This window comes from Asticcacaulis sp. (assembly GCF_027484505.1).
Classification (GTDB): domain Bacteria; phylum Pseudomonadota; class Alphaproteobacteria; order Caulobacterales; family Caulobacteraceae; genus Asticcacaulis.
Map to the genome: position 1 here is coordinate 1 of NZ_JAIXSV010000050.1, position 15,811 is coordinate 15,811.

14 protein-coding genes are annotated in these 15,811 nt (G+C 61.2%); 4 read left to right on the forward strand and 10 right to left on the reverse strand.

The window, feature by feature from the left end:
* Nucleotides 1-60: 60 nt before the first annotated feature.
* The 5 genes from rpsD to Q0072_RS02385 all read right to left on the reverse strand — a co-directional run bounded on the left by rpsD (nucleotide 61) and on the right by Q0072_RS02385 (nucleotide 5,032).
* The gene (rpsD, locus tag Q0072_RS02365) at nucleotides 61-678 is read right to left on the reverse strand and encodes a 30S ribosomal protein S4 (RefSeq protein WP_013480534.1); all 618 of its coding nucleotides are present in this window, start codon (nucleotides 676-678) and stop codon (nucleotides 61-63) included.
* Nucleotides 679-850: 172 nt separating this feature from the next.
* Complete coding sequence (locus Q0072_RS02370; RefSeq protein ID WP_298325180.1) at nucleotides 851-2,170, reverse strand: hemolysin family protein; 1,320 nt, start codon at nucleotides 2,168-2,170, stop codon at nucleotides 851-853.
* A 132-nt stretch (nucleotides 2,171-2,302) separates the two neighbouring features.
* Nucleotides 2,303-3,151 (reverse strand): S-formylglutathione hydrolase, encoded by an 849-nt coding sequence (gene fghA, locus Q0072_RS02375; RefSeq protein WP_298325183.1) that lies wholly within the window; start codon nucleotides 3,149-3,151, stop codon nucleotides 2,303-2,305.
* Between the two features lie 10 nt (nucleotides 3,152-3,161).
* Nucleotides 3,162-3,923 (reverse strand): GNAT family N-acetyltransferase, encoded by a 762-nt coding sequence (locus Q0072_RS02380; protein WP_013480538.1) that lies wholly within the window; start codon nucleotides 3,921-3,923, stop codon nucleotides 3,162-3,164.
* Nucleotides 3,923-5,032, reverse strand: a complete 1,110-nt coding sequence (locus Q0072_RS02385) for an S-(hydroxymethyl)glutathione dehydrogenase/class III alcohol dehydrogenase (protein WP_298325186.1) — start codon at nucleotides 5,030-5,032, stop codon at nucleotides 3,923-3,925. The genes Q0072_RS02380 and Q0072_RS02385 overlap by 1 nt, the downstream gene beginning before the upstream one ends.
* A gap of 304 nt (nucleotides 5,033-5,336) precedes the next feature.
* Between Q0072_RS02385 and Q0072_RS02390 the strand changes: the two genes are divergently transcribed.
* A complete protein-coding gene (locus Q0072_RS02390) occupies nucleotides 5,337-7,010 on the forward strand; it encodes a methyl-accepting chemotaxis protein (protein WP_041659400.1) in 1,674 nt (557 codons plus the stop codon).
* Between the two features lie 53 nt (nucleotides 7,011-7,063).
* Here the strand turns inward: Q0072_RS02390 and ung are convergent, their stop codons facing one another.
* A complete protein-coding gene (gene ung / locus Q0072_RS02395) occupies nucleotides 7,064-7,777 on the reverse strand; it encodes a uracil-DNA glycosylase (RefSeq protein ID WP_298325193.1) in 714 nt (237 codons plus the stop codon).
* Nucleotides 7,778-7,959: 182 nt separating this feature from the next.
* On the opposite strand from ung, the gene Q0072_RS02400 reads away from it, so the two are divergent.
* A complete protein-coding gene (locus Q0072_RS02400) occupies nucleotides 7,960-8,478 on the forward strand; it encodes a superoxide dismutase family protein (protein WP_298325196.1) in 519 nt (172 codons plus the stop codon).
* A gap of 157 nt (nucleotides 8,479-8,635) precedes the next feature.
* Here Q0072_RS02400 and Q0072_RS02405 read toward each other — a convergent pair whose 3' ends face one another.
* Complete coding sequence (locus tag Q0072_RS02405; protein ID WP_298325214.1) at nucleotides 8,636-9,253, reverse strand: pseudouridine synthase; 618 nt, start codon at nucleotides 9,251-9,253, stop codon at nucleotides 8,636-8,638.
* Nucleotides 9,253-9,939 carry a peptidoglycan DD-metalloendopeptidase family protein gene (locus tag Q0072_RS02410; protein WP_298325199.1) on the reverse strand — a complete coding sequence of 229 codons (687 nt, stop codon included), beginning with the start codon at nucleotides 9,937-9,939 and terminating at the stop codon, nucleotides 9,253-9,255. The genes Q0072_RS02405 and Q0072_RS02410 overlap by 1 nt, the downstream gene beginning before the upstream one ends.
* Nucleotides 9,940-10,044: 105 nt before the next feature.
* Between Q0072_RS02410 and Q0072_RS02415 the strand changes: the two genes are divergently transcribed.
* Both Q0072_RS02415 and Q0072_RS02420 read left to right on the forward strand, forming a co-directional pair.
* The gene (locus Q0072_RS02415; protein WP_298325202.1) at nucleotides 10,045-10,842 is read left to right on the forward strand and encodes a DUF72 domain-containing protein; all 798 of its coding nucleotides are present in this window, start codon (nucleotides 10,045-10,047) and stop codon (nucleotides 10,840-10,842) included.
* Complete coding sequence (locus Q0072_RS02420) at nucleotides 10,839-11,933, forward strand: hypothetical protein (RefSeq protein ID WP_298325205.1); 1,095 nt, start codon at nucleotides 10,839-10,841, stop codon at nucleotides 11,931-11,933. Before Q0072_RS02415 ends, Q0072_RS02420 begins: the two co-directional genes overlap by 4 nt.
* Before the next feature lie 143 nt (nucleotides 11,934-12,076).
* On the opposite strand, the gene Q0072_RS02425 is transcribed toward Q0072_RS02420, so the two are convergent.
* Nucleotides 12,077-14,002 (reverse strand): prolyl oligopeptidase family serine peptidase, encoded by a 1,926-nt coding sequence (locus Q0072_RS02425; protein WP_298325208.1) that lies wholly within the window; start codon nucleotides 14,000-14,002, stop codon nucleotides 12,077-12,079.
* Between the two features lie 67 nt (nucleotides 14,003-14,069).
* The coding region (locus Q0072_RS02430) for a glycosyl hydrolase 115 family protein (RefSeq protein ID WP_298325211.1) at nucleotides 14,070-15,811 on the reverse strand (1,742 nt) is incomplete at its 5' end.

The window sequence follows — 15,811 nt, forward strand, 5'->3', positions numbered from 1 at the left end:
AAAAAGCCCCGGAAGGCGAACCTTCCGGGGTTTTTGTTTTCACCGTCGCGGCTTCGACTATTACGAGGAGTAATATTCGACGATCAGGTTCGGCTCCATCTTGACCGGATACGGAACTTCCGACAGTTCCGGCAGGCGCAGATAGGTGGCCTTCATCGCCTTGGCGTCCAGTTCGATATAGTCCGGCACGTCGCGCTCGGGCGATTGCAGGGCTTCGAGCACCAGGGCCATGTTGCGCGAACGCTCACGGACCTCGATCACGTCGCCGACCTTCACGCGATAAGAGGCGATGTTCACCTTCTTGCCGTTGACCAGCACGTGGCCGTGGTTGACGAACTGACGGGCCGCCCACACGGTCGGCACGAACTTGCAGCGATAGACGATGGCGTCCAGACGCGACTCCAGCAGCGCGATCAGGTTCTCAGAGGTGTTGCCCTTGCGGCGATCGGCCTCTTCGTAGATCTTCGAGAATTGCTTCTCGGTGATGTTGCCGTAGTAGCCCTTCAGCTTTTGCTTGGCGCGCAGTTGCAGGCCGAAGTCCGAAACCTTGGACTTGCGACGCTGACCGTGCTGGCCGGGGCCGTAGGAGCGCTTGTTGACGGGGGACTTGGGACGGCCCCACAGGTTTTCACCCATGGCGCGGTCGAGCTTGTACTTGGCGCTGTGGCGCTTCGACATAGTCTTACCTTTATATAACCCTGTCCGGCGTCCCGCGAGAGTGCGAGACAGCGATTTCAACGGCGGTTCAGGATCAACCCGTAATAGCCCGCCTACCGAAGGTAAGCAGGAGAAGCGGCGCTTATGGCGTCATCGGCGCGCAGAGTCAAGCCGCTGCCGCGCCAAACCCGGCCTACTCCTCGTCCGCCTCGTCCTTTTCCGGCTTGCGAATGGACGTGAACAGCAGCTTGTCGATGCGGCGTTCGTCCATGTCGATGACCTCGACGCGGTGATGACCCAGGGTCAGGATTTCGCCCTCCTTGGGGAAGCGACCCAGACGGTGCAGGACCAGACCCGCCGCCGTGTGGTAACCGGTGCCGGGCTCGTAGGCCTCATCCAGCGCTTCCGACAGCTCGAACAGGTCAGCGCGGCCATCGACCAGACACGAGCCGTCCTCCCGGTGCAGGATCATCGGCTGTTCGTCGTCGTGCTCCTCATTGAAGTCACCGGCGATCATTTCCAGCAGGTCGGTCGGAGTCAGCACGCCTTCGATTGTGCCGAACTCATTGACGACAAAGGCGATATGCAGCTTCGACGCCTTGAACATGTCGAGCGCCTGAAGGAGCGAGGTGGTATCGGGAATATAGATCGGCTCGGCGATCAGCTTTTGCAGGTCAAGCGGCTCACCGCTCAAGAGCGTATCGGCCACATCGCGCTTATGCAGGATACCGATGGGGTTTTCCATGTCCTGACCGCGCACCACGACGATGCGCGAATAGGGGCAGGCGCGGATGTCATTGCGGATGACCTTTTCTTCGTCATCAATAGAAATCCAGTACACTTCGGGGCGCGGCGTCATGGCCACGCGCGCCGGACGGTCGCCCAGACGCATCACTTCGGTCATCATGGCCTGTTCCGCCGGCTCGATCAGGCCCGCGCCCATACCTTCGGCCAGAGCGGTTTCCACCTCTTCCTGCGTGATAGTCTCGCCCTTTTCGTCGCGGATACCCAGAAGACGCAGGACCAGTGTGGTCGAGCCGGTCAGCAACGTCACAAACGGGCCCATGCACATGGCCAGAAACGACAGCGGACGTGAGACGATACCCGCAATGGTTTCCGGGAAGATCAGTGCCACGCGCTTGGGCACCAGTTCGCCGACGATCAGCGACAGATAGGTGAGAAGCACGACGACAATACCGGTGGCCAGTGCCTCGCTATAGGGGGCGAGCGTCGGGAAGTTATGTTCCAGCAGGTGATCCAGCTCACTGGCGATCGTGGCCTGACCATAGGCACCGGCCAGAATACCGATCAGCGTAATGCCGACCTGCACCGCCGACAGGAAGCGCGTCGGGTCCTGCGACAGCTTAAGCGCCTGTTGCGCCCCCTTGTCCCCCTTGTCGGCACGGCTTTGCAGCTTGGCACGGCGAGACGACACCACGGCCAGTTCGGACATGGCAAATATGCCGTTCAGCACCACCAGAAGGAGGACGACGGCACAGGCAAGGAGTAACATTGGGGGGAAGATCCGGAACGAAGCCATCCTGCGGCTCCGATACTAACCGTAAAGGCGAATATCGCAGCGCGCAATGATGTCGTGAACTAAATTATACGTGATCAGGGCTTTCGCCCGCTCAGGCTTTCTGTCTCAGACTTTGAGGCGAGCCGCGTGAAAGTCGAGGTGCTCATCGATGAAGCTGGCGATGAAATAGTAGCTGTGGTCATAACCTTCGTGACGGCGCAGGGTCAGCTTTTGCCCCACCACCCCCGCAGCCTGTTCCAGCAGATGCGGCATCAGTTGGGTTTCAAGGAAGGGGTCGGCCAGCCCCTGATCGACCAGAATTTCATCGAACGGCAGGGCCTTACCCTTGGCCAGACGCAGGGCTGCATCGTATGTTTCCCATGCTTCGTGCGACGGGCCAAGATAGGCTTCCATCGCCTTCTGCCCCCACGGACAGTGGACGGGCGAGGCAATCGGCGCAAAGGCCGAAACCGATTTGAACAGGTGCGAATAGTTCATGGCCAGAGTCAGCGCGCCGTGCCCGCCCATCGAATGGCCGGACAAGCCAAGGCGGCTCATATCCGCCGGGAACTCCGCCGCGATCAGCTCAAGCAGATCGTGCGTGACATAGGTTTCCATCTGGAAATGCGCCGCCCATGGGCTTTGCGTGGCGTTGACATAAAAGCCTGCCCCCTGCCCCAGATCATAGGCCTCATCATTGGCAACGCCCTCGCCACGCGGTGACGTGTCCGGTGCCACGATCATCAGGCCCAGCTCAGCCGCGCGCTTATAAGCCCCGGCCTTCTCGGTGAAATTGTTGGCCGTGCAGGTCAGGCCAGACAGCCAGATCAGCACTGGGAATAGCCCCTCGCCGTTCTTTTCGTTTCTTGGCGGCACGAAGACGCTGAGCGCCATCGGCGTCTGGGTCGCGGCCGAGTCGTGTTTCACAAAGCTCAGCGTGCCGCCGAACAGACGGTGTTGCGCGGTAATGTCCATGATTAAACCCTCAGATCAGTCGGCGCAGCAGGATACCGGGCAGGATGACGCCCTCCGCCATGTGAATTTCAATCAGATTTTCACGCTTGAAGCCCAGCGTCCGGTAAAAACCTTCGGCATTGAGCCCGGAATAGCAGACAAATTCCCGCAGGCCCGCCGCCTTGGCCTCTTTCAGGCAGTGCTGGAACAGACGGCTGCCCACACCAAACCCGGCAAAGTCCGGATGGGTGGCAAAGTGGCGGATATGGGCAACGCCTTCGATGACTTCGCCCGAACCGGGGGCTTCGCGGGTGAAGCCACCGCAGGCGGCGATTTGTCCGTCCATATCGGCCATAACGTAAAACGTGCCGCAGGTCAGCAGCGCCGGATCGAGCACGGTCAGGAACGGCAGCACCTCCTCGACCAGATCCGAGCCGTAGGACCGGTGCAGACCTTCTTCGTAGGCCAGCCCCAGCATGTCTTCGATATCGGCGCGATCTTCAGGCCGCGCCACGGTCAGCGCCAGCGACTCAGCATAGTCGCGGTCATCGCCCGTATCGACGCCGAACAGCACATGCGGTTCCCACGGCCACGACCCGTGCCAGTTCTTTTGCAGGCACGCCGAATGGCACCAGAAGTCCTGCGCCAGAGGCGAAAACTTGGCGGCGCGCCAGTGCGGCATCCACGTCGCGGTCAGGGTCACGGCGGCGTTTTCGTCCTCGATGGGCTCGGAACAGAAGACGCAGCTATAGGGTTCGACGTGCTCGATTTCGAAATCGTCGTCCTCTTCCATCAGAATACGATCACGCTCCGGATGCTTTCGCCGGCGTGCATCAGGTCAAAGGCCTCATTGATGCGCTCCAGCGGCAGGGTGTGGGTGATCATCGGGTCGATCTCGATCTTGCCGTCCATGTACCAATCGACGATCTTCGGCACGTCAGTGCGGCCGCGCGCACCGCCAAAGGCCGAGCCCTTCCATACACGCCCGGTCACAAGCTGGAACGGGCGGGTTTTGATCTCGGCTCCGGCCGGCGCCACGCCGATAATGATGCTTTCGCCCCAGCCGCGGTGGCAGGCCTCCAGCGCCTGACGCATGACCTCGACATTACCGGTGCAGTCGAACGTGTAGTCCGCCCCACCGCCGGTCAGCTCGACCAGATGCGCGACGATATCGCCCGACACCTTTTTCGGATTGACGAAGTGGGTCATGCCGAAGCGACGGCCCCACTCTTCCTTTGAGTCGTTGATATCGACGCCGACGATCTTGTCCGCCCCGACCAGCTTCAGACCCTGAATGACGTTCAGACCGATGCCGCCCAGACCGAAGACCACGGCATTGGCCCCCGGCTCGACCTGCGCCGTGTGAATCACCGCGCCGACGCCGGTCGTCACGCCGCAGCCAATATAGCAGGCCTTGTCGAACGGCGCGTCGGGGCGGATTTTCGCCAGCGCAATCTCAGGCAGGACCGTGTGATTGGCGAAGGTCGAGCAACCCATATAGTGATGGATGGCCTGCCCCTTATAGGAAAAGCGCGACGTGCCATCCGGCATCAGCCCCTTGCCCTGCGTGCCACGAATGGCGGTACACAGGTTGGTCTTGCGGCTGAGGCAGGATTTACACTCACGGCATTCCGGCGTGTAAAGCGGGATAACGTGATCACCCGGCTTCAATGAGGTGACACCGGGGCCGACCTCCAGCACAACGCCCGCGCCTTCGTGGCCAAGGATAGAGGGAAACAGCCCTTCGGAATCGAGTCCGTCCAGCGTGTAGGCGTCGGTATGGCAAACCCCCGTCGCCTTGATTTCGACCAGCACTTCGCCGTGACGCGGCCCCTCCAGATCGGCCTCGACAATTTCAAGGGGCTTTTTGGCTTCAAACGCGACGGCGGCACGGGTCTTCATGATGGTCTCCCTAAATCTGCTGCCAAACCTAAGACCCTGCTTGACGCGGGGCAAGCCCTATCCGGCCTTTACCCCCTATAAAAGCCACACCGCGCTCTGCCCCGGCTTCATCCGCTTAAGGTAAATAGAAACCATATGTATCATGTTGTATTACAAAACAAAATTTTGTGATCTCAATTTCCCGGTCAGAAAGCCTTAAGACTCTGAGGCTAGATTGTAACCTTGTTATTGAACGGGGACGTGCGCCGTCCGCCTTTACACGCGGACGGCCACATCTTCCGGACAGAGTTCGGGGTAAAAAAAGATGAGTATCAAGTTCAAGATTCTGGCGCTGGTCGCCGCCTTCGCCATCATCGCTTCGGCCATTACCGGTCTGGGGCTGGCCACCATCGGCGACTACAACAAGATCCTGGCCAGCTACGGCAATGCCAACCAAAACGCCTATAACGGCGAAAAGCTCAACCGCCTCGTCACCCTTGTGGTGATGGAATCGCGCGGCGTCTACATGGCCGAAAGCACCGAAAAGGCCAAGAAGTTCGCCGATGGCGTCGATAAGGGCCTCGACGATATTCAGGCGCTTTTGACCTCGTGGAAGGCCACGCTTGAGCCCAACGAACTGCCGGCTTTTGCCGCCGTCGAAGCCAAGGCGCAGCAATTCATCACCTTCCGCCGCGAAATCGCCCGTGTCGGCCGCGACATTGCCCCGGAAGAGGCCAATGCGCTCGGTAATAACGAGGCCAACCGCGCCAACCGCTCGGGCTTCCAGAAAGACATCGACGCGATGGTGACCGCCATCCGTGCCGATCTGGAAAAATCGCAGGCTGAGGTCGCCGCCTACAGCCAGACCCGTTCCACCCTCTTCCTGCTGATGGCCGTCACCGGCATTCTGGCCCTGCTGGCCGTGTCTCTGTGGGTCGCCATCAAGGTCATTTCGCGCCCGATTCAGAACATCGACCGCAGCGTGACGCGCATTTCCGAAGGCGCCTACGACACGCCGATCCCGGAGCACACCGCGAAAGACGAGATCGGCAGCCTGTGGCGTTCGATCCGCGTGCTGCGCGACCGCGCCGCCGAAGCCGAACAGCTCAAGGTCGAGCAGCAGATGGCCGAAAAGCGCGCCTATCAGGAACTGATGGCCGAACGTAACCGCATCGCCGCTGAGTTTGAAAAGCATATGGGTGAGTTGGCTACGCGCTTTATCTCCTCGTCGCGCACCGTTGCCGAAGCCGCCCGCGGCCTCAATGAGACGGCCGAAGACGCATCGCACCGCGCCGCCTCGGTGTCGCAGGCCGCTATCGACGCCGCCAACAACGTGCAAAACGTCGCCGCCGCTACCGAAGAACTGTCGGCCAGCGTCGGTGAAATCAACCATCAGGTTGTGCGTACCGCCGAAGTGACACAGAGCGCCGTCGAAGAAGCCAAGAAGACCGAAGAAGCCATTCAGACGCTTTCGACCGCCGCTCAGCAGATCGGTGAGGTCATCAACCTCATTCAGGCCATCGCTGCTCAGACCAACCTGCTGGCGCTCAATGCCACCATCGAATCGGCGCGCGCCGGGGAAGCCGGTAAGGGCTTTGCCGTCGTCGCCTCCGAAGTGAAGCAGCTGGCGCAACAAACCGCTAAGGCCACCGACGACATCCGTGCCAAGATTTCGGAAATCCAGTCGGCAACGGCGGTCACGGTCGGCTCCATCGACGCCATCGTGCGGACGATTGAGACGATTGGCGGCCTGACCGGCTCGATTGCGGCCTCGGTCGAACAACAGGGCGCAGCGACGAATGAAATTGCCGCCAATACCAACCGCGCCGCCACCGGCACGCGCGACGTGACCGGCCATATTTCGGGCGTCGATCAGGCGGCCCAGATGACCGGCCACGCGGCGCAGCAACTGCTGGGCTTGTCGTCGGAACTGGAAGAACGTTCTGCCGACCTGCAAGGCGAGGTCGTGGCCTTCGTGCAGCGCCTGCGCGCCGCCTAAGCCCGATACTGAAAGCACTCAAAAACGCCCGCCGGTGCATCCGGCGGGCGTTTTTATGCGTCCAGAGGATTGTCCGGCAGCTTCCAGTCGATAGGCGTCACGCCCTGCGCCTTAAGCCAGTCATTGGTTTTGGAAAACGGCCGGCTGCCCAGAAAGCCGTTATGCGCTGACAAAGGCGACGGGTGTGCCGATTTCAGCACCAGATGGCGCGAGGCATCGACAAAGGCGGCTTTTTTCTGCGCATAGGCGCCCCACAGGATAAAGACGACGGGTTGTGGCAACGCATTGACGCGGGCAATCACCGCGTCGGTGAACTTTTCCCAGCCGCGCCCCTGATGCGCGGCCGCCTTGCCCTCCTCAACCGTCAGCACGCTGTTGAGCAGCAGCACGCCCTGCCTGGCCCAGTGTTCCAGAAAGCCGTGTCGCGCGGGCGGGATGCCAAGATCGCTCTGCATCTCCTTGTATATATTGACCAGAGACGGCGGGATGCGCACGCCCGGCCGCACGCTGAAACACAGGCCGTGCGCCTGACCTTCGCCGTGATAGGGGTCCTGCCCCAGAATGACGACCTTGACCTTATCGAGCGGCGTGAGGTCCAGCGCCCGGAAATACTCGCTACCCCTGGGGAAGATGCGCTTGCCGTGGGCTTTTTCCTCTTTCAGGAAGGCTTTGAGCGATTGCATGTACGGACTGTGGAATTCCGGCGTCAGCGCCGCCTTCCAGCCGGGTTCGAGGCTGATGCCGTCCGTGGTGGGGGTGGCGGTCATAATATCTATCCTTTGGCACGGTAAGACATGATGTGTGGTACCGAGACCTGCCCCCGACTCTGTGCCTACGTCAAGCCGACGGATCATCCCGCTGTCCTCGTAAAACCGCACAGACCAATTGATAACCGTTCGCAAGCATGAGAGACTGCGGCCGGGCGGGACTGATGAGAGAAGGAAATTCCATGCGCATATTCGCATTCGCCGCGGCCCTGATCGCCGCCGCCACACCGGTTCTGGCCGTCCCGGCGACGTCAGACCTGATCGGCAATGACGGCAAGACCATCGGCACCGTCACCGTCACCCCAGCGCCCAAGGGCGTCATCCTGCGCATCGAAGCGACAGGCCTTAGCGAAGGCTGGCACGGCGTGCACTTCCACGCCAAGGGCGACTGCGGCGACACCGCCAAGTTCCAGAATTCCGGAGGCCACGTGCATGACGCCAGCCACGGCGCGCTGGTGCACGGCCTGCTGAACCCCGCCGCCAATGATGATGGCGATCTGACCAATATCTATGCCGGTAAGGACGGCGTGGCCAAAGCGGAAATCTTTTCGTCGCTGGTCAGCTATGCGCCCACCCCTGGCAAATCGGCCCTGAACGACGCCGACGGCGCGGCGGTCGTGGTTCACGCCGCACCTGACGACTATTCAAGCCAGCCCATCGGTGGGGCCGGGGCGCGTGTCGCCTGTGCGGTGGTGAAATAGCCAGAAAAAAGCCCCTTCCGGGAGGCCGGAAGGGGCAGTGGCTCAGGGAAGTCACCCAGAAAAGACTTCAATGAGAACTCTCACCCCGTCACTATGACGCTACACGCATAGCGATCCCATCGGGGAAGCGCGCCCGCCCATAAGAAACCGGTAAGTTTCAAAACGCGGGTGCGGCGGCGACCGCGATCCTGCGCCCGTCTGCCGGATGCGGAAATGCCAGATATTCGGCATGGAGCAGCAGGCGCGGGCTGAGCGCGCGGACCTCGTCCGGCGCATAGAACTCATCGCCCAGAATCGGATGGCCTAGCGCCATCATATGCACCCGGAGCTGATGCGAACGCCCGGTAATGGGCTCCAGCGCCACCCGCGTGCACCCTACTTCGCGCGCCACCACCGTGTAGCGGGTCAGGGAGGGTTTACCGACCTCATGATCGACCTTTTGCCGGGGGCGATTGGGCCAGTCACAGATCAGCGGCAGATCGACCTCGCCCCGCTCGGCGGCCACCTCACCGGCGACCACCGCCACATAACGCTTGGCGACCTGCCGTTCCGCGAAGGCCATGGACAGGCTGCGATGCGGCTGCGGCCCGCGCGCCATCAGGATCAGGCCAGAGGTGGCCATATCCAGCCGGTGCACGATCAGGGCGTCCGGCCACAGGGCCTGCACGCGCAAAGCCAGCGAATCCTTGTTTTCCGGCAGGCGTCCCGGCACAGACAGCAGGCCCGCCGGCTTGTCGAAAACCAGCACGCTATCGTCGGCATAAAGCGGCGTCATCACAGGTGCGTCAGCCCCAAAAGCGGCCTTGGATCGGGGCAGACCTGTTTCCACACGTCGCGCTCAGAGCGTTTGAAGACGCCGGGAAAGTCCCCCGACCGTCCGCCCAGATCGAGGATCACCTGAAAATGCAGGTGCGGCGACCAGCCCCCATTGACGCGGTCATCGCCCAGCCGCGCCAGCCTCTCACCCGCGTTGAAAGCCTTGCCGGGAAACAGGCCATCGAGACTATCGCGGCTGAGATGGCCGTAGAGTGTCCAGAATATCCGTCCGGGCTGCGGTTCATGTTGTACAATAACCGTCGGGCCGTAGTCCTTGATATTATTGTTATCCTGAAACGAATGAATGGACCCGGCAAGTGGCGCAAACACGTCCGTCCCTGCCGGAGCGAACAGGTCGATCCCCAGATGCACGGTGCGCCGTTCGCCGCCGTCTCCGGCAAAGACGTCGCTGTCGTAAATACCGCGATCTTCGTCATAACCGCCGATGCGCAGCGGCTCCCCCGCCTTCACGGCCCAGCCGCGCGGCATGTCGTCCGCCCAGCCTTCGGCCCTCAGCCCCTCGGCATCGAGGCGGATCGGACGGGCGGTTTCAAGCCCCGCCATAATCCCGGCACAGGGTTCGGGGCGCTCAGTCAGCCACAGATGGTACGCGGCCAGTCGTTCAGACGTCGATAGAAAGTTCATTCGCGCACTTTAACGGCAATGTCGGCGCAACCCTACCGCTTTTTCATACTGACAGCGCCTGTCCATTGGCCGTAGATAGTGACCCTACCCTACATGGAGGCAGGCATGAGCATCTATATCGGTATCGGCGGCTGGAACTTCGAGCCATGGCGCGGCACCTTCTATCCCGATGGCCTGTCGCAAAAGAAGGAGCTGGACTATGCCAGCCGCAAACTGACCTCCATCGAGATCAATTCGACCTATTACGGTGCGCAAAAACCGGAAACCTTCGCCAAATGGCGCGATGAGACGCCGGAGGGTTTCGTCTTCTGCGTCAAGGGCTCACGCTACACCACCAATCGTCGCGTACTGGCCGAAGCCGGGGAGTCGATTGAAAAATTCATCACCTCCGGCGTCACCGAACTGAAGGGCAAGCTGGGGCCGATCAACTGGCAGTTCATGGCGACCAAAAAGTTCGACGCTGAGGATTTCGAGGCCTTTCTGAAACTTTTGCCCGCTTCCTATGACGGGGTGAGCCTGCGTCACGCGGTCGAGGTGCGCAGCCCGACCTTTCAGACGCCGGAATTTATTGACATGGCGCGCCACTACAAGGTGGCTGTGGTCAATGCCTTTGACGAGGACTTCCCACAGATCGGCGATCAGACGGCGGACTTTGCCTATCTGCGCCTGCTGGGCACCGAGGAAAACGAGCCGATCGGCTATGCGCAAGCCGCGCTTGATGAATGGTCGGGGCGGCTAAAGGCCATCGAGAAAGGCACCGTGCCCGACGATATTGCCTGCGTCGGCGAAAGAAACCGTCACGAAAACGGCGCTAAAAGGCGCGACGTCTTCGCCTATGTCATCAGTGGGGACAAGGTGAAGAACCCGCACGCCGCCATGGCCCTGATCGAGAAAATAAAATGAAACGTTTAGCCCTGAGCCTCGTCCTTTTGAGCACCACATCGGTCATGGCCGCCGAACCGCACGTGGCCGAGCGTGCACGCAAGGATTACAAGAGCTTACAGCAAACTGCTCAGGGGCTGACGGACCCGGGAATCCGCGCGGCAACCGTTGATGCCCTGTCTCCGACCACCTGTGTGCGCCATCGCGCCGGGCTGACCGCCGAAGGCAAGTCGGTCATCGTGACGCGGCTGGCGGCGCGCGGCTTTGTTGCGGATACCGGCCCGCAAACCACCGCCGGGGTCTTCCCGCCCGTTACCGCCGACGGCAGCGCCTGCCCCACCCTTGCTCAGCCGTTTGTGGCGGCGCCAGGCGGCCCCCTGCATTCGCACCACGGCTGGCCCGGCGGTTTGCCGGAGCACGAACGCTTCAATCAGCGCTCCGGCGCAGCCCTCTCGGCGCTCTACAGCGAAAGCGCGGGCCTGCCGGTGGACGCCAGCCTCGTCTCAGCCGCCGCCCTGTGGCACGACTGGGCTAAGGCGCTGGTTTTTCAGTGGCAGGCCGACGGCACCACCTTAGCCGAACTGCGCATCGGCGGGCCCAATGGCACGGGCGCGCACCACGTGCTCGGTCTGGCTGAGAGCATGGCGCGCCAGCTGTCGCCGCGCCTGGTGATCACGCAGGCCTGCGCTCACACGGCACCGGTCGGTGACGGCGCGGCAAAGGTCGCCACCTGGCTGGAAGCCGCCGCTATCATCGCCCGCGTGGATCCGGTCAGGGCCGGGTATCTACGCGAAGGGACAAACGGTCTGGAAATCAACTGGGGCAAAGGCGTAACGGGCGAAAGCGGCGTCTGGCGCGAATGCTTCATCCATAACGAATCGGACGCGGGCTATATCCATTCCGGTGCCGCCGAAAAAACCGCCGACACCGTGCTGGAAAGGCTGGCCCCGCGCTTTGGCTATGACCCCAAGGTCAGCGGCTATCTGATGAAATTCCGCCACGTCGTGCTGGCCGAACTGGGGGCCGACCGCATTCAGGCCATCGTCAGCGCAGGCGACGAGGCGGCGCTGGTGAAAGCGATCGCAGCGCTTAAGACTAAGGGCTTGCTGTAAATACCTCCTCCCCTGTAGCGAAGCGTACGGGGGGGGTGGCAGCGAATGAAATGAGCTGACGGAGGGGGCCAAAACGACGGCTATGCCCCCTCTGCCTCGACAGGCTCTGCAACTCCCCGCTAACGCAGAGGGAGGAGGTTTATTTATTCCCCCAGCAGGGTCTTCTGCCAGAACATCAGGCTGGTCCAGAACTGATAGTCCTGATTGGCCTTCTTGGCGAAGCCATGCCCTTCGTCCATGCCGACCAGATGCCAGGCCAGACCGCCACGGGCGCGCACGGCCTCGACGATCTGATCGGCTTCCGACTTGGGCACGCGCGGGTCGTTAGCCCCGGTGACCACCATCAGGGGCACCCGCAGCTCACTGACCCGCGTCATCGGCGAAATCTCCAGCAGCTTGGCCTTCTGCTTCGGGTCACGCTCATCGCCATATTCGACGCGGCGCAGGTCACGGCGGTAGCTTTGGGTATTTTCGAGGAAGGTGACGAAATTGGAAATGGCCACCACGCAGTTGGCGCCTTTCAGACGCGCGCCGTAACGGATACCCACGGCGTAACACATATAGCCGCCATAGGAGCCGCCGGTGACCGCAAACTTCGCAGCATCAAGGCCCGCATCCGTCTCAAGAACGTCGAGGAAGGCCCCGATATCCTTCACCGAATCCTCGCGCTTAAACGGCCCGTTATCGAGCGAGACAAAGCGCTTGCCGAAGCCGGTCGAGCCGCGCACGTTCGGATAGAAGATGGCGATACCCAACTCATTGAGCAGGTAGTTGTTGCGCCCCAGGAAACCGGTCGTCGATTGCCCTTCCGGCCCGCCGTGAATATTGACGATCAGCGGCCGCTTGCCGGGGAATTTTTTGGGGTCTGGCCGATAGAGGAAGCCCGACACCTTTTCCTTATCGAACGAAGTGACCTCGATGAATTCCGGCTCGGCATTAACATTGGGATCGAGCCCGCCCGTCTCCGACTGCGTCCAGCGCTTCACAGTCATGGTTTTGGGATCAATCGAATAGGCATCCGATGCCGCCTTGGCCGAAGCGACCGTGACGCCAATCTCACCCCACGGCGCGATGTCAAACCCACCCACCGTGCCTTTCGGCAGGGACGTGACCGGCGTGGATGTCCCCGTCTTCGGGTCCAGCAGTTTCAGACGATAAACACCGGCTTCATTGACCGAATAGGCGATGAAGCTGCCGTCATCGGCGATGTCGAAACTTTCGACATCCCATTTGGGATCGGGTGATTTGGGCGTGAACTTACCCGTCTTTATATCCAGCGTCCCCAGCCGCTGAAAGTCAGAGCCGATATCTGACGTCACCCACAATGTACCGTCCGGCGCAAACTGCACCCCGCCCCAGGCAATGTCGGTCTTGTGGTCACCGATGGGTGTCATCTGCCCCGACTGGAGGTCCAGCAGGTAGAGGTTCGACTTGGTGACCGAGATATATTGCGCGACCACGGCCGTCTTTTTGTCCGGCGCAAAGTCCGCACCCCCCCAGCCGCCGCCACTGACCTGTGCCACCATACGGTCGGTCTTCGGGTCGCGCGGGTTCATCACATAAAGGTCAGTATCGGCACCGTTACGGCGAGTCGAGCTATAGGCGATCAGCTCACCGTCTCTGGAAAAGCCCTGAAAATTATTGCGACTCTTGCCGTCGGTCAGCAGGGTCAGCCGGCCGTCCTTAAGCGTATAGAGCTGAAAGAACTCATTGCCGCCCGTGTCTTTGGACACCAGCAGCACGTCGCCTTTCGGAGACAAGGTCCCGCTGACCGGCTCAGCCTCAAACGAGATCTGGGTGCGCGCCCCCATCGGCATCCTGACGCTGTGCAGTTGCGCCGTATTGCCAAAGCGCGTCGAAATCAGCATCGAACGATCCGTCGGGTCCCAGCCGCGGAAGCTGGCCGTGCGGAACTCCATATAGGGCCGCGTGGCGGCGACAATGCTGTCCGGGACCGCAGGGATACCATCGGCGATCAGATTGGCTGGCTTTTCGGCATCGGCCAAAGCCATCATCGGCATAAGCGACACACCGGCCGCCAGAACCAGAGTCAACAGGGATGTACGCATGATCAAAGCCTCCCATCTGAGAATGAGGACTGACTAAATCACAGTCCTGGAACATCTGAAACGACTTTTATGGACAAGGGCCGGGCGCGAAATCGATACCATCCAGAATGAGATCCGGGCGAGGTGACCGAAGCTGCATGTCGTGAGACCCGGCACCGAATGTCAGGGGCACAGAGGCCGTCAGGCGATTATTCAGCACGCCCTGTTGCCACGCCTTGTCCTGCGGTCCGCGGGCGTAGGTCAAAGGCCTGGTTACCCCCTCGGTCGTGAGATCAAGCGACCACGCCGCCGCCCCATCGGTCGGGAAGATCGGCAGGATATGGGTACTGACGCACCACGTCCCGGCCGTGGGTATGTCGGCGCGGAGGCTAACAACCGCATCCGCCATCACCGCGCGCAGACTCCCCTCGCCGCGCCCTAGGCCTTCGATCCGACGCCAGCCTTTGGCGACACCCCCTTCGGTCTCCAGGCGGATCACCCCGTCATCGGCCAGACGATAAACCGGAAGTTCCCCCGTCTGCCCCAGGGTTGCCGCCGGCAGAACGGGCGGCGACAGGCGGAAAGACGTCCACAAATTATCCGCGGGCTCCTCAGCAATAATGCCCTTCCATTTGCCGCTGTTGTAGCGCGCCGTCAACGCCTTGATCTGCGCGTCGAAATCCAGTGCACGTCCGGCATAAAGCCCCCCCAGACGCGGATTGCGCTCATATTCCGTCGCATAGGCTTCCAGCGCGAAAAACCGCCGATTAGCCAGAGCCGAAGCCTTAAGCGGATATTCAACCAGTTGGAACAGACCCGGATCGTCGCTTTTCAACGCCTCGACATCGTCCATCAGGTTTTCAAAGGCGCTCACCCGCTCAAACACCTGCCGTGGCGACAGACCGGAGCGGCGTACCTTTTCTCCGGGCAGGTAATATTGCAGGTGTTCCGGGCGGCGCTCGAAATTGAGCCGGTAATAGCGGTCCCACAGGTCACCAATCGCTTCGGCCTTTTGCGGGCCAAAGGTTTCGCCCGCCAGTCGCGTCAGGTACTGCTTCTGGCTGAGGGCACGCACGCCCTTCACATCCCAGGCCAGATCGAAAAAGTGGGTCAGATTGACCTCTGCCGGTTTGATGTCCCCGGCATTGACGACCCACAGACGGTCCGCGCCATTGTCATAGGCGCGCGCCATCTCTTCGGTCGCCAGCGCCGGCGGCGTGGTCGAAAGCCACAGATAGGAGAGCGGGGCCCCCAGATAGGACAGGTGATAATAGACGCCCGATCGCCCTGATCGCTTTTGTTCTGCGGCATTGGGGAAGTAACGGATATAGCCGAAATTGTCGTCGGGCCAGACCAGCGTTACATCCTCCGGCAGCTCAATCCCGGCGCGGTAGATTTCCAGAACTTCTTTATAGGGTACAAAGACTTGCGGGACTGTTTTCGGGTCACCGATCGTATCTTTCAACAGTTGACGCTGGTCCGACAGGATGCGGTTGAGCAGCGCCTGTTTTTCTACGGTCGTCGAAGCCCCGACAATGCCGGAATCGTGGATGCCCCGCATTCCCAATGTGTAGAGATTCTCGTAGCGGCCATTGGTTTTGAGACGCGTTTGCCAGTAGGCACGCACTCCCTGCGGATTGGTCGCATAGTTGAACCGCTCCCCCGACTCCTTCCATTCGCCGACATTGTTACGCAGCATGGGCTCGGCGTGGGAGGAGCCAATAACGATGCCATACCGTTCGGCTAAAGCCGCGTTTTGCGGGTCGGCATTGAACGGGGCCGACACCTTGTGCATGGCGGGCCACAGGGTGTTGGCCTTCAGGCGCAGCA